10 protein-coding genes are annotated in these 19,116 nt (G+C 52.9%); 8 read left to right on the top strand and 2 right to left on the bottom strand.

The window, feature by feature from the left end; genetic code table 11:
• Positions 1 to 175 precede the first annotated feature (175 nt).
• Positions 176 to 1,612, bottom strand: coding sequence for an IS1182 family transposase (locus CGA21_RS06740; protein ID WP_188263810.1), 1,437 nt, complete (start codon positions 1,610 to 1,612; stop codon positions 176 to 178).
• Between the two features lie 259 nt (positions 1,613 to 1,871).
• Between CGA21_RS06740 and CGA21_RS06735 the strand changes: the two genes are divergently transcribed.
• On the top strand, positions 1,872 to 2,441 hold the full coding sequence (locus CGA21_RS06735) for a hypothetical protein (protein WP_188263827.1): 570 nt from the start codon (positions 1,872 to 1,874) through the stop codon (positions 2,439 to 2,441).
• A gap of 1,550 nt (positions 2,442 to 3,991) precedes the next feature.
• Here CGA21_RS06735 and CGA21_RS06725 read toward each other — a convergent pair.
• Positions 3,992 to 5,329: a PAS domain S-box protein gene (locus tag CGA21_RS06725; RefSeq protein WP_188263818.1), complete on the bottom strand. Its 1,338-nt coding sequence runs from the start codon at positions 5,327 to 5,329 to the stop codon at positions 3,992 to 3,994.
• Between the two features lie 522 nt (positions 5,330 to 5,851).
• Between CGA21_RS06725 and CGA21_RS06720 the strand changes: the two genes are divergently transcribed.
• From CGA21_RS06720 to CGA21_RS06685, 7 genes are all read left to right on the top strand, one after another.
• Positions 5,852 to 6,259: a hypothetical protein gene (locus tag CGA21_RS06720; protein ID WP_188263817.1), complete on the top strand. Its 408-nt coding sequence runs from the start codon at positions 5,852 to 5,854 to the stop codon at positions 6,257 to 6,259.
• A 5-nt stretch (positions 6,260 to 6,264) separates the two neighbouring features.
• Positions 6,265 to 6,459, top strand: coding sequence for a hypothetical protein (locus tag CGA21_RS29870; RefSeq protein WP_223194027.1), 195 nt, complete (start codon positions 6,265 to 6,267; stop codon positions 6,457 to 6,459).
• A 2,058-nt stretch (positions 6,460 to 8,517) separates the two neighbouring features.
• On the top strand, positions 8,518 to 9,792 hold the full coding sequence (locus CGA21_RS06705) for an ATP-binding protein (RefSeq protein WP_188263816.1): 1,275 nt from the start codon (positions 8,518 to 8,520) through the stop codon (positions 9,790 to 9,792).
• Complete coding sequence (locus CGA21_RS06700) at positions 9,789 to 11,117, top strand: HD domain-containing phosphohydrolase (RefSeq protein WP_188263815.1); 1,329 nt, start codon at positions 9,789 to 9,791, stop codon at positions 11,115 to 11,117. The genes CGA21_RS06705 and CGA21_RS06700 overlap by 4 nt, the downstream gene beginning before the upstream one ends.
• A gap of 139 nt (positions 11,118 to 11,256) precedes the next feature.
• Positions 11,257 to 14,670, top strand: coding sequence for a PAS domain S-box protein (locus CGA21_RS29860; protein WP_223194026.1), 3,414 nt, complete (start codon positions 11,257 to 11,259; stop codon positions 14,668 to 14,670).
• A 6-nt stretch (positions 14,671 to 14,676) separates the two neighbouring features.
• The gene (locus tag CGA21_RS06690; protein WP_188263814.1) at positions 14,677 to 15,111 is read left to right on the top strand and encodes a response regulator; all 435 of its coding nucleotides are present in this window, start codon (positions 14,677 to 14,679) and stop codon (positions 15,109 to 15,111) included.
• Entirely contained in the window at positions 15,108 to 18,341 is a 3,234-nt protein-coding gene (locus tag CGA21_RS06685) for an EAL domain-containing protein (protein ID WP_188263813.1), read from the top strand. Before CGA21_RS06690 ends, CGA21_RS06685 begins: the two co-directional genes overlap by 4 nt.
• The last annotated feature ends 775 nt before the right edge of the window (positions 18,342 to 19,116 follow it).

Raw genomic sequence — 19,116 nt, 5'->3', positions numbered from 1 at the left:
CCAGGCTGTGTGAAAACGCACTGAACACTTCGAAAGCTGAGAGCTACGGGCGTTGCCTGCGAAACCAGCAGACGGAATCGCGAATTGCCCTAGTCAGTTACATAGGCGTTCGTTAATGCTGTTTGGGCCGCGTCAGCGGCCCAAACAGCAACTCACGGACGATCAAGCGGGTGGATCACGCCCTGATCGCTTCAAGCAGTCCTGAGATACCGAAGATGCTCATCATTCGTTTGAGGTTGTAGGCCAGCACATGAAGGCTCATCTCGGTGCTTACCCTCGGCAGGGTTTTGGTCAGGAAGTGGGTACTTCCCATCCAGTATTTGAGCGTTCCAAATGGATGTTCAACGGTCTGTCGGCGGCGCCTCATCATCGTTGGATCATTTTCAAGCCGTACCTGCATTGCATCGGCTACGGCTTCATGTTCCCAGCGCTTTACCCGGCGCTCCTTACCGGTCGTACATTGCTTGTGCATTGAGCAGGACTGGCACCCCGAGAAGTAGTAACAGTGCAATAACATGCCGTCTTCCACTGAAGAATGCCGCCGGGTCAGCAACTGTCCCGCAGGGCATCGATACTCGTCCGATGCGGCAAGGTAGATGAAGTCCTGCTTACCAAATCGGCCTTCGGCTTTGCTGCCTGATGTCAGGGGTTTCGGTACGAAGGTGGTGATGCCAGCCTGCTCGCAGGCAAGGATTTCCAGACCCTTGTAATAACCTCGGTCGGCTACCACTGTCAGCGACTCGGCGCTGATCTCCTCACGCGCCTGGTTCGCCATATTGCTGAGTTGCGTCCGGTCATTGCCAACGTTGGTCACCTCATGGGCAATGATCAGATGGTGTTTGTCGTCGACGGCCGTTTGTACGTTATAGCCAACCGTTCCGGTGCCTCGGCCGCTCGTGGCCATTGAGCGTGCATCTGGATCGGTGAGGGAGATTTGCTGGTCTGGGCTGTCGTGAAGCTGCGCCTCGATGTCTTTGAGTTTCTGCATCTGCTGTTTCAGGGTTTCAATCTTTTCTTTTAGCCGCTCGGCTTTGGCCTCAGCCACTTCGGGCGTTGCCCGATCCGCCGAATCCATTGCCGCCAGATATCGATCAATGCTCTGCTCGATCTGCCGCATGCGTGCCTTCACTTTGCCCTGGGTGAAGTTGCGGTCGCGATTATTGACGGCTTTGAATTTGCTGCCATCGATGGCGATGATCGATTGAGAGAAGAGATTGAGGTTACGGCAAAGCACCACGAACTGGCGGCATACGCTGCGAATAGCTTTGCCGTTGTCCTTGCGAAAGTCGGCAATGGTTTTGAAATCCGGAGCCAAACGCCCCGTTAGCCACATCAACTCGACGTTGCGCTCGGCCTCACGCTCAAGCCGGCGACTGGACTGAATACGATTGAGGTAGCCGTAGATATAGATCTTCAGCAAGACCGCTGGATGGTAGGCGGGGCGACCCGTTGCAGCAGGATCGACGCCCTCAAAACCAAGTGCACCCAGGTCGAGTTCATCGACGAAAACGTCGACCACGCGCACTGGATTTTCTTCGGCTACGTAATCGTCCAGGCACTCCGGGAGCAAGGTGACTTGCGTCCGAGACTCACCTTCGATGAATCGCTTCATGATCGTCCCCACCACGATCTAGACGATCAGAAGATTAGACAATCGCAGGCGTTTTCACACAGCCTGGACCCAAAGCTGACGGTGACGACCGGCAGAAATCGGCCAATACCTGACCGAATTGACCCGATATATGCAGGAAGCGCCAAAAATGCTGATTCGATGATTTTGAAACTTGATGTTACAACTGTTAATACATATCATTAAGATTCATTCAGGGCGCAAGGAGTGCATTGTCCATATAAAAAAAGGTCCAAAAATAATGCTGAAAATGCTCTTCGTGTATGTTCATCTGCTCGCCACCTGTATTGCCCTGGGCAGGGTATTGCTGGCCGATCACAAGCTTTGGAGTTGGCGCAAGGAAGCACTGGATCAGGCGAAGCATGAGTATCTTGAAGAAACCAGGAAAATCGCAACCCTCGCATTATTGGTCCTTTGGGGCAGTGGTCTGCTATTGGTACTTCAGGGGTATCTCCTCGAGGGCACTGGGTACTTGCTCAACCAAAAGCTCTGGGCCAAAGTGACAGTTGTTGCGCTGCTGACCCTGAACGGCGGTCTGCTGCATCGCGTTGGCTTCCCGTTGTTGCAAAAAGCCCCCTTCGTTCTATTACCGGGTTCCGACCGCGGTCGCCTTGCACTCTTGGGGGCATTTTCTATGAGCGGCTGGCTGTTCGCCGCTTTCCTAGGGGTGGCTCGAGCCTGGAATCATGTAATGCCATGCTTGCATGTGATGGGGGTTTTCACGGCATTCGCGTTGCTGGCTTGTGCAGTGGCGCTTGTGGTCGCCAGCACGGCGGGTAGGATACGCGGTGAGGAGCCTACGGTTTCATAGTGGGTGTAGCACAACTCAAACGTGGATTAGCATGGTACCGCCCTCGGCGCAGGAGCCACCCACAATCATACTTGAAGTTGTGGATATGCTTAGTACCGACACCTAATTGCCACGCGCAGACGACCTGGCTGATTGATGGACCATTCGGCCTATGGTCTTGACCCGCGCCCCGTTTGACCGCTTCGAAGTGAGTAGTAGACGTTGCGCCCTGCTCCGCTCCGCGCTTTTTCATTTTCGTCCGTGCCCGGCCGCTAGGATCGCAGCTCCAGACGCTGTTCCATACCGCCTCACCGAGGGCGAACGTCAGCGGTACAAACGCACGTAAGGATTTGCCTTGCCCGCCGCGCCACGAGCGTACAAACGCTTTGAGCTGGCTGCACCCCGTGGCTGTTCGATAATGAGTAGTTGTAGCTAAAGGACCTGCCTGGTGGAAACAATCTCCAAAGTGGAATTGCCCTGCTCGGCTTTCGAGGCATCCTCGATATCGATAATATATTTAATTGATCTTGCGACCAATCGTTAATTTCCCGCACTGTCCACCTGCGTTATTAGAAAGTCGGTCGTTAGCACAAGAGGTACCGAAGTCCCAGGGTAAACAGGTGGCCGGACATTCAAGCTCGAAGCAATTGCTTGGACCTCAGCGGCAGGAAATAGTGGAAACTGTTCCCGAATATCAATAATTGACCGGTCATGGTCAAGTATCACGTGATAGTAGTACTCCGCATTCGAAAGCAGGTGTTGAGTTCGATGGACTTTTAGTACTGGCATGATGTTCCACGTTCCACGCGACGCAAATGCCCGCACCTTCATCCAAGGAGCGTAATTTTCTCTGACCTCTTGGCTATGGTCCTGCTATTCGTTTATCTATCTTTTCCTGTGTAACGACCTTCGAGCGCACTGGCCTGCTAGGTGACGATTGAACCTGGCTCATCTGGCTTACCGGACTACCTAAATGACGTGGCAGCGCCCCGTGAGGAGAATTGCTGGGAGAGGAGGGATTCCACGCTGTTGAGTCGCAGCAAATGGCATTAAGAATCACAATCTCACATAATGGTTGCGAACCTTATTGACGATTGCGGTTGCTTTCCCGACGTAGGGGAGCAACTGCAACCGTGACAACTTTTATTTATTGCAGATAACTACGAGAAAACCCCCGTGAGCTCCAAGCTAGATACACGTCTTTTCCCTGAACGACGAGGTGATTTCGTACTTGTCGGAATAACGGAACAACTGCTTCAGAAAATTGACTTCTTCATCAGTCAAATCATGTGTCAGCGAATATTCCACAATCGACAATGATTTCGAGTTCAGCGCCGCCCTCCATGCAAGCTGCCAGATAGCCCAATCGCGGTTCGTGGATGCATCTTAATAACCACTGTTGGAGCGAGCCAACAAACCGCGAGGTTGGGAAGCCTAAAACGCCTCTCACATTTCCCTTTCCATCCCAGGTCCTATCTTATTCAATGTGTCAGCATCGTCACGTTTAATTTTCTTATCCAAAAAACGAGTTTAGATAATTTGTAACAGGTGCGGTTATGCTTTTACGGCGATCAAATGCTACGTGTTGGAAACATTAACAGGATTGATAGGCCCTCGCGCTTCCACTGGCGAAAAATTTCGCCGCGAAACTGTCTCTGTACTGTCGTATTAGCGAGTAACGCCCCGAAACCAGTACTATCCGGTTCACGTTCAATTATTGGTCCATTACTTTCGATCCATTCGATGGTAAATAAACCGCCGTTTTCATTGCAGCAGATTTTCAATTCTCCGTCAGGGGAAGATAGAGCTCCATATTTTGCGGCGTTCGTAGCAAATTCATGCAAAAGCAGAGCGAAACCGGTTACTGCACTACCAGTAAGAGTGAGGTCTGGGCCTGTCACGCAAGCGCGTGACTGACTGTTGTATGCTCCACCGACATACGGTGCGATGATGGTTTGAATCAGAGTATGAAGCGTCGTAGATTGTTCATTTCCAAGATCGTGCGATATGGTCAGGGCATGCGCCTTAGCCAATGCGCTCAACCGAGCAGAAACAGCAGATGCGAGTTCGCCAGGGGTCGTTACCGAACGGACGCTGAGTGAAATAACGCTATTCGCAAGCGCAAACAGATTTTTCACCCGATGATCCATTTCCCTGATGAGAAGATTTTTTTGTGCTTCTGCTTGTCTCCGCTCGGTGATATCGCGAGCAATTTTTGTCGCTCCAATGACACGACCCTCCCGATTTCTGATCGGCGAGACAGATAGAGATATCTCGACTAAACTTCCGTCCTTTCGCCGCCTTATAGTTTCGTAATGTTCAATACGCTCGCCGTGTCGGATGCGCAGCAAAATATCAGGTTCTTCATTTGGACGATCTAAAGGAATGAGCATGGCGACAGGCTTGCCGATCGCTTCGCTAGCCGCATAACCGAAGAGCCTCTCGGCCCCTCTGTTCCAATTGAGAATTGTTCCGTCCAGATCCTTGGCGATGATTGCATCGTCGGAACTCTCCACGATCGCGTCATGTCTAAACGCTACTTCGTCAGCAATCGTCTGGTTAGTAATATCGATCAGCATGTTAACGCCACCGATAAGATCTCCAGTTGCATTGAAGATAGGCGACGGGTAGGCAAGAAAGTGTATACGAGAGCCATCTGGTCGCTCTGCGATCGCCTCAACTCCCCGGTAAGGACGCGTATCTTTTAATGCCATGGCCATAGGACTTTCGTCACGAGGTAAAGGCGTACCATTAGATCGGTAAAGCTTCCAAGCCCCGCAAAAAAAAATAGTCCCAAGTTGAGGAGTCATTCCCCAAAGAGAAGCAGCCGCGTTATTGTAAAAAGTTATTAAACCACGGGCATCAGTTGTAAAAATTGCCTCGGGCAGCGCCTCTATGACAGCGCGCACATTCATCTCCTGAGAGCTCACAGGGCATCCCTCTAATGGTATTAGGGGGGCGGAAGCGTCAATGGCAGTACAGTCGTCCTCGATCGACTTTTGGATCATTCCTACCTCCAGTCAAGCGTCTGCAATGCACGTTCATTTCCGGGCAGCTTTTTAGTATGGCATACGAATGGCGCAACGCTAACGGCGGATAGCGCATCGTCGCTTCGACCCCATCAGTCGCCTTAATTCTTTACGAGACAGCCCCGGGCTGACTTTGAGCTGAAGCATAAGTCTGTCGCAGATTCCCTCAGTCTGCGACCTCACATGCGACATCGAATTCATGCCCAAATTGAGCAAAGTGTTGCCTTGCACTCGCAGTAATGCAGAGCCCCCCAAATTGGGATGCCCACGACGCTCACTCATCACAGTTGGGCAAAAATCAATTTTTCCAAATCGGGAATGTTCCCTATACAGGCACATAGGCTGTACCTATATGTCAAAATATCCTTAATCACATTTAAGATCAGAAAGGATTTTTACCCGATGGCCCTCACGACCGTTCCTACGCCTCCCCTTCGCCTGCAGCTGCGGCTGTTGAAGGCTCCCGACGATGCGGCAGTCTTCGGCGCGGACTACCAAGCGGAACTGCGCAAGTTTAAACAGCACATGGAGGCCGCCGGCCTTGGGGTATCCCCTACAGTTACCGTGTTCGACAGTCAAGGGGCTGGCAGTGTTCTCACTGGACAGTTCCTGCTCTCGTGGGCGCCTACGGTCGTCTCTATCTTGAATACCGTCAGCGTGGGGGCGGTGACCTGGATAAATGGAAAGGCCGGGCGCCAGTTGCGACTGAAAGTGGATGATGTCGAGCTCGAAGCAAACAGCCAAGCAGACATTGAGCGACTGTTAGCGCAGGCACTCGCGCTTCAAGCGCTGCTAGCGGAGCAGGACTAGGGGCAATGAATCCGCTCGTGCTATCGTCCGCGCTCACGACACATGTTCCGGCGCCGATCAGTCAGGCCGGCGAGCGCACCGGGGTGCGCTTTTTGGAGAACTTTAGGGCCAATATTCGCAACCACAACACCCGACGCGCCTATGACACGGGACCCATGATTTTTAAACCTCGTGTCAAGCGGCGGGTGTCCAAAGTTTAGTTGCGGTCGCCCCTAAACACGTTGCCACCTGGATCGAGCTTCAGCCACACCTTGGCGGCGCCGACGATGAAACAGTCCCCTGCGGCGATTCCACATTTGCTCGATTGGTCGATAGTCGGGCAAGTTATTCCCCACAACCCGGCATCGTCAGTGGCGGGCCCAGTCCCACCGCCGCTGCGGCAATACTCTGGTACTGGATCCGCGCGAGGCAAGGCGGGTGCTGTACAGTCTCGATGTCAGTACTGCAGGCTTGCGCGACTGCGTCTTGATCGGATTAATTGGATTGATGATATTTTACACTGCGCGGATCGGGACGGCCTTGGCCATGAAGGTCGAGGACGTTTGCTCGCAAAATCGGCGGTTATTGGAGCGCCTCGCGAGATAGGCGACAAACAGCACATGCCTCCCTGCCATCACACGCTGGAGGTGTATCTGCACACCCACCGGCCGCAGTTTCGCAAAATTGGACGCGGTACCGGACAGCTGAGTCCTGCGCCCCTCCCACAGGCCAATCCCATGCCATGGTGCGCTAGCGGGCCCTGGCCGCCGGGCTTAAAACCCTCATCGGCAATCACACCTTTCGAGCCACCGGGATAAACGCCTATTTGAAAAATAGTGGCACCCAAGAGAACGCCGCCGCTATAGCCAGTCTTGCCTCGATGCGCAACACCCAGCTGTACGACCGGTGCCACGATGATATTTACCTGGATGAAGTTGAGCTAATCAGGCTTCAAAAATCGGCGTTTCCGTTCAATCGATCCCCACAGTCAAACTCGCGTAGGATCCAGCCGATTAAGTCGTTCCATGCAAGGCAGTCCCCAGCAAATACGGGCTCCATCAGGCTTTCCAAGCAAAATCCGACTTGATCGGAAAATCCTTAGAGGGAATTTTTTGACCTGATGAACGCCACCCCCGCCCCCAACTTCTGGTTAACCAAGCGTGCCGGATATGGCCTTATACGCAACCAGTGCCCCACTAGAAAGGATCGCCAATGTTGTTGCCCCCCAGTCATCGCCCGCGGGAAGGTTTGGAAACGTTGCGCCAGGTGGCCCCCCACCTTGCTGAATTCGCGACGGCGATCAGTGATGCTTTGGATGAAAAGGTGGCGTATGACCCGCCGCTACCCAGGCAACGCTCATTCGGTTGTGCAGCTACGTGCACCAAAATCCGCACGCCGGCGGGCTTCCTTTGTTGGACCAATTAAAACGCTGGTACCTGGAGGGGGCGTTGAGCCAGAAAGCTTTCAGCCTCTTGACGCTGCATGCGACGGCCCTGCTCCATGGTTAATTGTATTCAGGAGGACACCCCGCGCATCTTGCACGAAGGCGGCGTCGTACGCGAGGTGCTGGTGAGCCGGCACGACGATAAATGGCGTTTGACCATCGCCTAGGCGGTGCCGGCCCGCCGGATGCCGGGGCGCTCGCGGCGTCAAGCGCCGCGAATCTGGGCCAGCCTGCACGCCATGGGACGCTTTGCCGAAGAAACCAGGGCATGAACGGTTTTGCCGTCGAACTGTGAGAGCTGCTCAAAGTCTCTTGCAAGGGTTTCCCATGGCCCATACAGGGAAAGCGGATTATTTTCACGAAGATCAATAACGTCTCCCGGCAATTCGTGAAAGACCAAAAAAAGCCGCGCCGGGGCCGGTCAGGCGGGGCATCAACCGTCATCAAAATAGGTTGGCGATATCAATGTCAGACCCGCCCGGTGCCAGGATGTTGTTCGGTTTCGGGCCCGCTTGATGGCATGCTCATGCTTGCATTTGACGAGGCCGTAGCTTTGCGCCACGGGTCTTAGAAGCCGGAATTGAGCCGGTACACGGCGTAGCCGTCTTTCTCGAATGCCTCAAGCAATTCAGCAAAACAAGCGTTGCGCGTATGGTCTCTTCAGGGTCAATCAGATAATTGTCGAGGGCATGCCGAAATAAGCGATATCTCCTATAGCAGCGGCAGCTCAAAGTCGCCATAATTCCGGCGTCATTTATATGTTCATGGAGCACTCCAATCCTTGAAGCAGATATCACATCCTCTAGCCCCTCTCTGCCGCTCCTTGGAACCGGAAATGAAAGGGTGGTCCGCTGCTCTAGTTGATCAGATCGGAATCGGGGTGATCATCCTTGATATGGGATTGCGCATCCAATATTGGAACCCGTTTATCAGCCACTGCACAGGCAAGCCGCTTGAGCAGGTTCACCTTCAACTGCTGACTCATATTTTCCCAGAGGCAGATACTCCTAATTTCAGCCAAATGGTGGCGCAGGCACGGGAACATGGACAGCATGTATACACTCATTGGCGCGACAATCCCTACTTGATCCAGCTGCCCCACAAGCCGTTAAGAGATTCTGGGGAATTAATGCTGCAAAATACACTTTTGATGCCTTTCCATGGCGCAGAAGGTGAACAGTGCCTTGCCTTGATAGTGTATGAAATCACCGAACTGGCACACTCAAATGAACTACTGGATGCCGCACTGACTGCCCTCAGCGCTAAGAAAATCGAGCAGGAACGACTGATCACGAAGCTAGAGAAAGCTAACGCCCAGCTCCTGCAATCGGAGAAGCTTGCGGCCATTGGCCAACTTGCTGCCGGCGTCGCCCATGAGATCAACAACCCCATCGGTTACGTGTTTTCCAACCTCAAGACGCTCGCCACCTATGTAAATGACCTGCTACGAATCAGCGACGCAGTCGACGACGCAGAAAGTCTAAACGAACTACGCCAGCTCAAGAGCAGCGTGGATTACGACTACATACGCGGCGATGTCGAAGCTCTGATCGCTGAATCAGAAGACGGTATCGATCGGGTCAAGAAGATCATCACCGCCCTCAAGGACTTCTCCCACATGGAAGAAGAGGGGTTCCGCTTAGCCGACCTTCAGCGCGGCCTGGACACCACACTCAAGGTGGTCAATAACGAGTTGAAGTACAAGGCAGATATCATCAAAGAGTTCCAACAACTGCCGGAAATCGAATGCATCCCATCGCAGATTAATCAGGTGCTGATGAACCTGCTGGTCAATGCCGCTCATGCCATAGAACAGTTCGGCCGGATTACTCTGCGCAGTGGCCATGAAGATGACTGGGTCTGGTTTGAAGTTGAAGACAACGGAGTCGGTATACCGCCACATTTACTCAATCGTGTCTACGAGCCGTTCTTCACCACCAAACCAATAGGCAAAGGTACCGGACTGGGCCTGTCGCTGTCGTACAACATCGTGCAGAAACACCAAGGCCGTATCGACGTGAGCAGCGAGCTGGGCCAGGGTACGCGCTTTAGAGTCTGGCTTCCAATACGCCAGCCTGCCGCGATCAGCCCAAGTGGTGCCTTGTCATGAGTGAGTCGCAGGGGCAACACCGCGCCACTTTATTGCTGGTCGATGATGAGGAAAACATCCTCAAGAGCCTGCGTCGCCTGCTTCGTGATGAGCCTTACCAAATCCTCATCGCCACTGGTGGTGAGCAAGCACTGCAACTGCTCAGTCAGCAGTCGGTTGACCTGGTAATTTCCGATGCACGTATGCCTGGCATAGATGGCGCCACGCTGCTTACCGAGGTACAGCAGCGCTGGCCTGATTGCCTTCGCATACTTCTCACCGGGTACGTGGATCTCGGCACAACGATCAAGGCCATCAACCAGGGCCAGATCCACCGCTACATCAGCAAACCTTGGGATGACGAGGAGCTTCGCCAAACCATTCGCCAGACGCTTGCCTTCCAGCACTCGGAGCGCGAACGCAAGCGTTTGGAGCAACTCACCCGGGAACAGAACCTGCGTCTGCAGGACCTTAATGCGACCCTTGAGCAACGAGTGGTTTCCCGCACAGCAGAATTGCAACAAACCGCCGACATGCTCGACCTTGCATACGCCGAACTGCGGCGCAGCTACGTGACCGCCACTGAGGTGTTTTCCGGTCTCGTCGCTCAACGAGTCCCCCGCAATAAGCAAAGTAACGCCAAGGTCATTGCTCTGATCCGCGCTTATTGCGCACACCATGCCTTCGATGAAAGCACTAGTAGAGAATTGGTCATGGCCGCTGCGTTGTACAACATCGGCAAGCTAACTTGGGGCGATAATTTACTCAACAGCGCTGCGGACCGATTATACAAACAAGAGCGTGAGTTTTATCTGCAGTACCCCGTAGTAGGCGAAAGTCTACTGATGAGCCTTGAACCGCTACAAGACGCAGCACGACTGATCCGCCACCATCAGGAGCGCTGGGACGGCAGCGGTTTTCCTGATAGGCTCAAGGGCGAAGCCATCCCTTCCAGCGCCCGCTTGCTCAAGTTGGCAGTGGACTTCACTGAGTTGCAATGCGGCCTAGTAGTGGAGCGCTGCCTAAGTCGCGACGACGCGCTCCTGCTGATGCAGAAATATAGCGGCAAGCTTTATGACCCACAGCTGTGTGAGCGCTTTATCGCACTGTGCACCGAGCTCGCCCCTGATTTGGCAATGGCGGATCCCAGCATCCTGATGCTCGACACCCGAAGATTGGAACCTGGCATGGTGCTAGCCCGAAATCTGATGGCTGAAAACGGTACCTTACTGCTCAACGAAGGTAAGCAACTCAGTCGCTCGCTGATCGATAAACTGATTGTCTTCGAAGAGAGCGAGAATGCGCGATACACTCTGTTCGTTCGCCCCGCCGCCCCCGGAGGCTAGAATCAGCTCACAGTGCCGTCTGATAATCAAAATCTAGCTGGTTGAGAACGAGACTGATAAATCCGAGCTCATCGAAGAGCTCCTCGCAATAAGCCTTGCTAGGCCCTCACTTTAATCACCCTCAGGGTTGGATCACAAATTGGGCATTAGCCTGCGTCATTTAATTTGTTTGGCCTACTTGCATGCCCTCGGCTATGCCTTGTTATGCATCGCAGCCATTAACCTGGGCGATTACTTTATAGGGAAGTCTAACAACCTCTCTCAGAGTATGTTGCTGCCGGATGGCATCCTCTCAATACTGTTACTTGGATCGGCTGTCCTAGGTTACGCCAATAACTGCAAAACAATTTTGAAAGCAGCAGCTGGTCTTCTGCTGGTTATCGCTGGATATAGCCTATTGCATAGTTCGCTGGCTCTAGAGGGCGACCAGGGACTCTCTGTCATCAGCGGCTTTCCACGCATGCGCAAGGCTATGGCTTTAACATTTGGTCTATTGGCGACCGGCCTGCTCAGCAGTCAATATGGTGAAAGAGCGCGCAAACTAGTCAGCGCTTTCGGCCTCGCAGTAGTGAGTCTCGGCACTATCTCGCATCTTGTAAATACATTCCCAGAGCTGGACGGCTGGAGACTGAGCTTTAACATTAATGTCAGCAGCTCAGCCAACCTGCTTGCCCTAGCCACCGGACTGGCTTTGCTCTGCATCAGCTGTTGCTGGGCCAAGAAAGAGAGCGTGTTTGATCGAACCACACTGATTACCGGATTATTTTGCGCTTTTCTAAGTTGTTTTGGCTGGTACCTGCTAAGCCTACAGAACTATGAGTCTGACGTGCATCGCAGTGAGGAAGTACTGAACCACTTGGGCGCTGTCCTCGTGCGTAAAAACGATGCACAACTACATTACATTCAGCGTATGGCCGCACGCTGGGAATTACACGGATCTTTGCACTCTGAGCCGTTGTGGCAGGAAGAAACCCAAGATTATTTGGGTGAGTTTTCTGGTTTCGACACAATCGCCGTACTGGACGAAAAACTGCAGCCACTGCGGCTCTCCAGCCGCAGTTTTTTTGAAACTGACGAACTCCATCGACTGCTTACCCAGGTGCGGTTGCGTAACTGGCTGCAAGTACTACCTCAAGGCGCTAAGCCCTTTGTAACAAGCGCAAACAGCCATGATAATCAGCCACATAGCATAATTGCGATGCCATTGAGCCTGCCCAACCAACCCGGGTGGGTGCTTGTCGCAAGTGTTAATTTATCTCGTTTTGTAGGAGAAATCTCGGGCAGTGAGCTTGACGGCTTCTACGTGCGCGTCATTGAAGGCGAACATCTGCTGTTCGAGTCGTCTGTCCCGTCGAAATACGCCTCCTTTAGCCCTATCAGCGAAAAAACGATAAAGGGCCTGGGTGACACCGACTGGCGTTTGACCAGCTACCAGGACACCATCAAGATAAGACCTGAACAGTATTTATCGAATTTGATTTTGCTGTTCGGCCTTATGTTGAGCTCTATGATCATGCTCAGTCAGCGCCTGCGAATGCAGGCTGTCCGCCATTCCCTGCATTTAGAGCACGCCAACAAAGCGCTGGAGAAAAGCTTACAACGTCAGACTTCGTTGCAAACCTTTAACCAGCGAATGATGCAGTACTCCATGGATATGCTCTGTTCTATCGACGTACAGGGCCGCTTCACCGAGATTAATTCCGCCTGCGTCGATCTGCTCGGCTACACGCGCGAGGAGCTGATCGGCCAGCCGTATATCGGTTTTGTACTGCCAGAAGATCGCCCGCAGACCCTGCTAGCCCTAGAAAAGTCCACTGAGGGCCATCAAACTGATGGCTTTTACAATCGCTATCGCCACAAGGACGGTAGAGTTGTCCATCTACTCTGGGCCTTTGGCTGGTCGGCTGCCGAACGCAGCTTCTTCTGCGTAGCACACAACATTACTACCCTGATGCGTGCGGAACATTATCTTCAAGACCAGCTCGACATACTCGGGATGATCTCCACCGATCAAGCGCTGACCGATATTTTAAACGCCATCTGCCTTATGGCCGAGTCCCGCGACCCAACAGGACTCTGCTCCGTTCTGCAGGTGGAAAAAGGCCAACAGCACTTGCGTTTGCGCGCAGCTCCCAGCCTTCCGCCGACTTACCGTCAGGCCATCGATAGAGTTGTCATTGATCCTAGCAGTACATGCGTTATTTCAGCGTGTCTCCAGCAAATGGTAATCGTTGAGGACATTGCACAGGATCCGCTCTGTCAGGACTTTTGGACATCTGCTCTGGCGCACGGACTACGTGCCTGTTGGTCTATTCCGCTGATATCCAGCCAGAGCCGTTTCCTCGGTTGTCTAAGTATTTACCACCGCCAGGTGATGACGCCCAGTGACGAGCAGCTGAAACTGCTGGCCAATGCTGCCCAACTCACATCCATAGCCATCGAACGCGAGCAGGACCGCCAGTATCTTCAGGAAAGCGAACAGCGCTTCCGCTCTCTGTTCAGTTTCTCTCCAGATGCCGTTGTCGCACTCGGCCTCAATGGCGAGTTTGAGAGGCTCAACTACGCCGCTGGCAAGCTATTCGGCTTGGACAAGGATTTGCAAGGAAAACAGCTTTTCGACAGCATTATCAATGAAGATCTCCCGGCGACTCACCAACACTTTGTCGAGGCATGCTCGGGAAAAACTCGGCACTTCGAGGCGCGCTACCGCCCCGTTGGCCTGTGTGATGAGGTTCGAAACCTGAGCTTCACTTTTCTGCCGATAAGGGTGGACGACGTCATTGTCGGCGTCTTTGCCGTTGCCAAAGATATCAGCGAGCGCAAGAAAGAGCAGGAGCAACTTCAGCTCACCATGCAAGAGCTGCAACGCAGCAACAACGAACTGCAGGAGTTCGCCTTCGTTGCGTCCCATGATCTGCAGGAGCCCCTACGCAAGATCCAAACATTTTCTGAACGCTTGGTAGCACATGCGGAAGACCTCGACCCGCAGAGTCGTGACTACCTGGAGCGCATGAGCACAGCTGCTAAACGCATGCAGACGTTAATCCGTGATCTGCTTGTTTACTCTCGCGTCAGCTCCCAGGGCAAGCCCTTAAAAATGCTGGATACCGAGCTGATTCTCGATGGCGTACTGCGTGATTTGGAAACCGAGATTGAGCATAGTAATGCGCAAATCCATCGCGAGCCGCTACCGCCTTTGCCGGGTGACCCGACACAGATACGCCAGCTCCTGCAGAACTTGTTGAGTAACGCAATGAAATTTCGCAAGGACAACCACCCCGCGCACATTCATATCTATTCTGAACAGGAGAAGAGCGGTGAATGGACACTCTGCGTGGCGGATCAAGGCATTGGTTTCGACGAGAAATATCTGGACCGGATTTTTAATCCCTTTCAGCGCTTGCACGGGCGGGATGTCTATCCGGGAACCGGGATCGGCTTGGCTATCGTGAAAAAAATCGCCGAACGCCACCACGCGCGTATCAGCGCTTCCAGCAAACCAGGCCAGGGTAGTCTGTTTCGCATTAGCTTCACCATGGATAAGTCGGAGTAGCCGATTATGAAGGGCATCAACGGTTTGGATATTCTCATCGTCGACGACGACCTCGATGATTGCCAGCTTTTGCAGGAGGCGCTCAAGGAAAATATGATCGTCAACAAGGTGATCTTTAAACATGACGGCGAAGAGTTGCTGGACTACTTGAAGCACTGTTATCGCCTACCAGGGCTAATCCTACTGGATCTGAATATGCCACGCAAAAGCGGTCGCGAGGCCCTTAACGAAATCAAGGTCGACCCTCTTCTGCGCTCTATTCCCGTCATAGTACTGACGACCTCAAATGCAATCGAGGATGTAAAGCACAGTTACGAGAGCGGAGCCAACGCCTTCATCAGCAAACCCTCCTCCTTTTCTGACCTGGTCTCAATGACTCATACTCTTTGCAGCTTTTGGCTCGGAACTGCGATCCTCCCAACGGAGGACAAAATCCGATGAATGCCCCCTGTAAGCTGCGCTTGCTATTGATCGAGGATGACGAGGACGACTACATAATCATTCGCGATTTTCTCAATGAAGATCGGCAATTGCAGTATCAACTGGACTGGATCAGTGATTACGGCGAGGCGTTGACTACAATTGCGCAACAGGCACACGACCTTTACCTGATTGATTATCGCCTAGGCGCTGAAAACGGTCTGGATCTAATAGCTCAAGCTAAGGGCTTTGGAATCACGGTGCCGTTGATCCTCCTCACCGGCCAGGGCAACGACGAGCTGGATATGAGCGCTCTCGAAATGGGCGCCACCGACTACTTGGTCAAGGGTGAGTTCAGCAGCCAACTGCTGCTGCGAACCCTCCGTTACGCTCTGGAGCGTGAGCACGCTAAGCATGCCTTGATCCGCAGCGAAAAACGCTATCGCCTACTGTTCGACACCTGTCCAGAAGCTATCTACGTCGTTGATCAACAACACTTGGCAATCCTCGCGGTTAACCAAACGACGATTGAGTTGCACGGCTATTCGCATGAAGAATTGCTGCGCATGACAATAGCGGACATCCTCGCGCCAAAGGAACGGAAACGCCTTTCCAGGTCCGTGGAACAAGTGCTTCGCACTGATGAGCCATGCAACCAAGGGATATGGGCACATCGCCACAAGGATGGCCATGATGTGATCTTGGAACTGCTGGTCCAAAAAATTGAGTACAGCGAGGCTCCGGCTTTCTTGGTAATGGCCAGGAATGTGACCGCGACGATGTCGGCTCGCCGGGAAATTGAACGAAAAAACAAATCGTTCCGCCGAATATTTAACAGCAGCCTCGACGTTCAACTTCTCGTTGATCAGCATGACAGTGTGCTCTACTCCAATCGGGCTGCAACAAGGCTCTTCGGCACATCGTTGATGCCATCAGTGAAAACGTACCTGGCTAAATCATATGATCCAGACCAGCTCTATGAATGGAACATTCCGCTGAGTGATGGAAGTACCTTGGAAGCGGAAGTGCATTGCACCCAGACCGAATGGGACGGGGAACCGGTACGGCTGCTGTCGCTACGTGATATCAGCCAGCGCAAGATCGCCGAAAATAAAATGCGTTTACTACAACGCAGCCTTGAGGCCAGCTCCAACGGCGTCGTGATCTGCGATGCCCGGGCAGAAGACCTACCGATCATTTACGCCAACCCCGGATTTGAACGCATGACCGGTTACTGCGCCGAGGAAATCATTGGACGCAACTGCCGCTTTCTGCAAAACGGCGAGCGTGATCAACCTGGGATAAGCGAGATTCACCGGTGCCTGACGCTACTCGACGATATACACGTCGTGCTACGAAATTTTCGCAAGGACGGCACGCCGTTTTGGAACGACCTGTACATCACCCCGGTACCTAATGAACGGGGGGAGATCACCCACTTCATTGGCGTGCAGAACGATATTTCCGAGAAAAGGCACAATGAATCCCAACTAGCATATGTTGCCAGCCACGACGTGCTCACGGGCCTACCTAACCGTTCGCTATTGGAAGATCGTCTTAACCAGGGCTGCCAAATAAGCCAGCGTTACCAGCGCAGCCTAGCAGTGATGTTCATCGACCTTGACGGCTTCAAACCTATAAACCAAAGCTTAGGGCATTCGGTTGGCGATCAGCTGCTTATCGAAGTGGCCCAGCGCATCAGCCAGCAGGTACGCCCAGGTGACACCGTTGCGCGCCTGGACAGCGATAGGTTCGTGGTCGTATTACCTGATCTAGCACGGGAAGAAGATGCGTTGCTGGTGAGCAAGCGGATGATCGAAAACATCGCCCGTGTCTACCGGATCGATAATGCCGATATGCACTTAACTGCCAGCATCGGCATTACGCTAAGCGACGGCACTATCGAACAGCCCTCCCTGCTAATTCAGCAGGCCAGCATTGCCATGCAAAAAGCCAAGCAACAAGGTCATAACAACTGTCAGTGGTATACCACCGATCTGGAACGCAAAATCAGCGAACGCTTTAGTCTACGCAACGAAATGCAGAAAGCCCTCGACGCCGAGGCCTTTCAACTCCATTACCAGCCACAGATCGATGGGCGAAGCGGTAAAGTCATTGGTGTCGAGGCGCTGTTGCGCTGGACGCACGCCGATCATGGTCCTATTTCACCGGCGCAGTTCATCCCAGTGGCTGAGGAAACCGGACAGATCATTCCGCTGAGCGACTGGGTGTTTAGAACCGCTTGCCGTCATGCTCGCTCACTGGCCGACAAGGGCTGGAATGAATTGGTGATGGCCGTGAATGTTTCACCCGTCCAGTTTAGGAGGGCTAACTTCGTCGAGAGCGTGCGCACAGTACTTGAACAGACGCATTTGCCGGCCAGAATGCTGGAGCTAGAAATCACCGAGACAGTGTTATTGGATAACACTGAAAAAGCCGTCTACACGTTGCACGCATTAAAAGATCTTGGTGTACAGGTTTCGATCGATGATTTCGGCACAGGCTACTCCAGCCTGAACTACCTCAAGCGTCTTCCGGTCGACAAGATCAAGATCGACCATACCTTCATTCAAGAGGTGATCAGCGACCGTCATGATGCCGCAATCACTCGAGGCATCATTTCGATGGCTCACCACCTTGAGCTCAAGGTGATCGCCGAAGGTGTCGAAACGGAATCCCAGGTCGCCTTCCTGAAAAAAAACCATTGCGACGAATTTCAAGGCTACTACTTCGCCAAACCCATGCCGTTAGCCCAGCTAGAGAGCTTTTTGCATACGCACAAGGCACAACAAAGTCGACAATCGCTTGAGCAAAAACAGAACAACACAGGGCAGACCCTGCTATTGCTCGACGACGAGGAGAATATTCTGCGCGCCCTGAACCGGGTCCTTCGACGTGATGGCTACCAGATTATAACCGCCACCAGCGCCCAAGATGCCTTCGTCCTTCTCGCCAAACACGATGTACAGGTCATCCTCTCGGATCAACGCATGCCAGAGATGAGCGGAACGGAGTTCTTCAGTCAGGTCAAGAGCCTCTACCCGGAGACCATCCGTCTCATCTTGTCTGGATATACGGACCTCAAGTCAGTGACCGAATCGATAAACCAGGGAGCTATCTATAAATTCCTCACTAAACCTTGGGACGACGAGCAATTAAGGGGAACTGTCGCGCAGGCGTTCAAGCAACATAGCCTTAACAAGTCTGGTAAGGATGAAAGGGCTGGCTACGATCAAAAGAGCGGTGTCTAAGAAGGGGGAAACTGATCCGTTGGGCAACCGGTCGATCACTTCATAGATCGGCTTATCGACCGGTCGTTCAAAACAATTTTTTGCAACCCGCGATTCAGCTGCATTAGAGGGGAATCACTGGCGAATTGATCCGCGTGCCGACGCAACACTGACCCACATCCGACCGGAACAACTTCAGCACGGCCAATGGCTCGCAAGGAATAAGATCCGTCAAGACGTGTCTACCGGACGGTTACAGTCATCCTTCATCAAGTACCCACATAATTATCCAGGGCAGCTGCCCGATTCATCGAGCAACTCAATGAGGCGTTCGTAGCTTAAAAGGAATTCGCACCGGGCGGTTTTCTTTAAGCGCTCATAGCTCCGCCATTGCATGCCCTGACGATGGATGGCTGTGCTGCTACGTCGAACTCAGAGCTCGGAATTGATATTCCCATACGACCCGCAACAATAAGTTAGCTTCAGCACGAAGGCGCTCCACTTCATCCTCCGGCACTGATGAGTCTCTAGCTTCGTGATATCTACCAACAGCTTCCAGAGCTCGTTGTAAGAGTTGCTCCCCGGACTTCACCATTTCTGTCAGATCCACCATCAGCTTCCCCCCTACTCGATAAGGGCATTTTTAGGCTGCTTCATGTCAAGCCTGCCATTTAGCCTCTCACGCCGCACAGCCATTTACTGGTGCCATTATTTTCTAAATGCTGCAATTGGTCGGTTTGCTCGACAAGCGAGGTGGACAACTATTTGTAAAACGGCACGTTTATGGCGCCATTTG

The sequence above is a fragment of the Pseudomonas sp. PSB11 genome, assembly GCF_014596605.1.
In the GTDB taxonomy this organism is placed as follows: domain Bacteria; phylum Pseudomonadota; class Gammaproteobacteria; order Pseudomonadales; family Pseudomonadaceae; genus Aquipseudomonas; species Aquipseudomonas umsongensis.
This window is presented reverse-complemented; position numbering and strand designations above follow the sequence as displayed.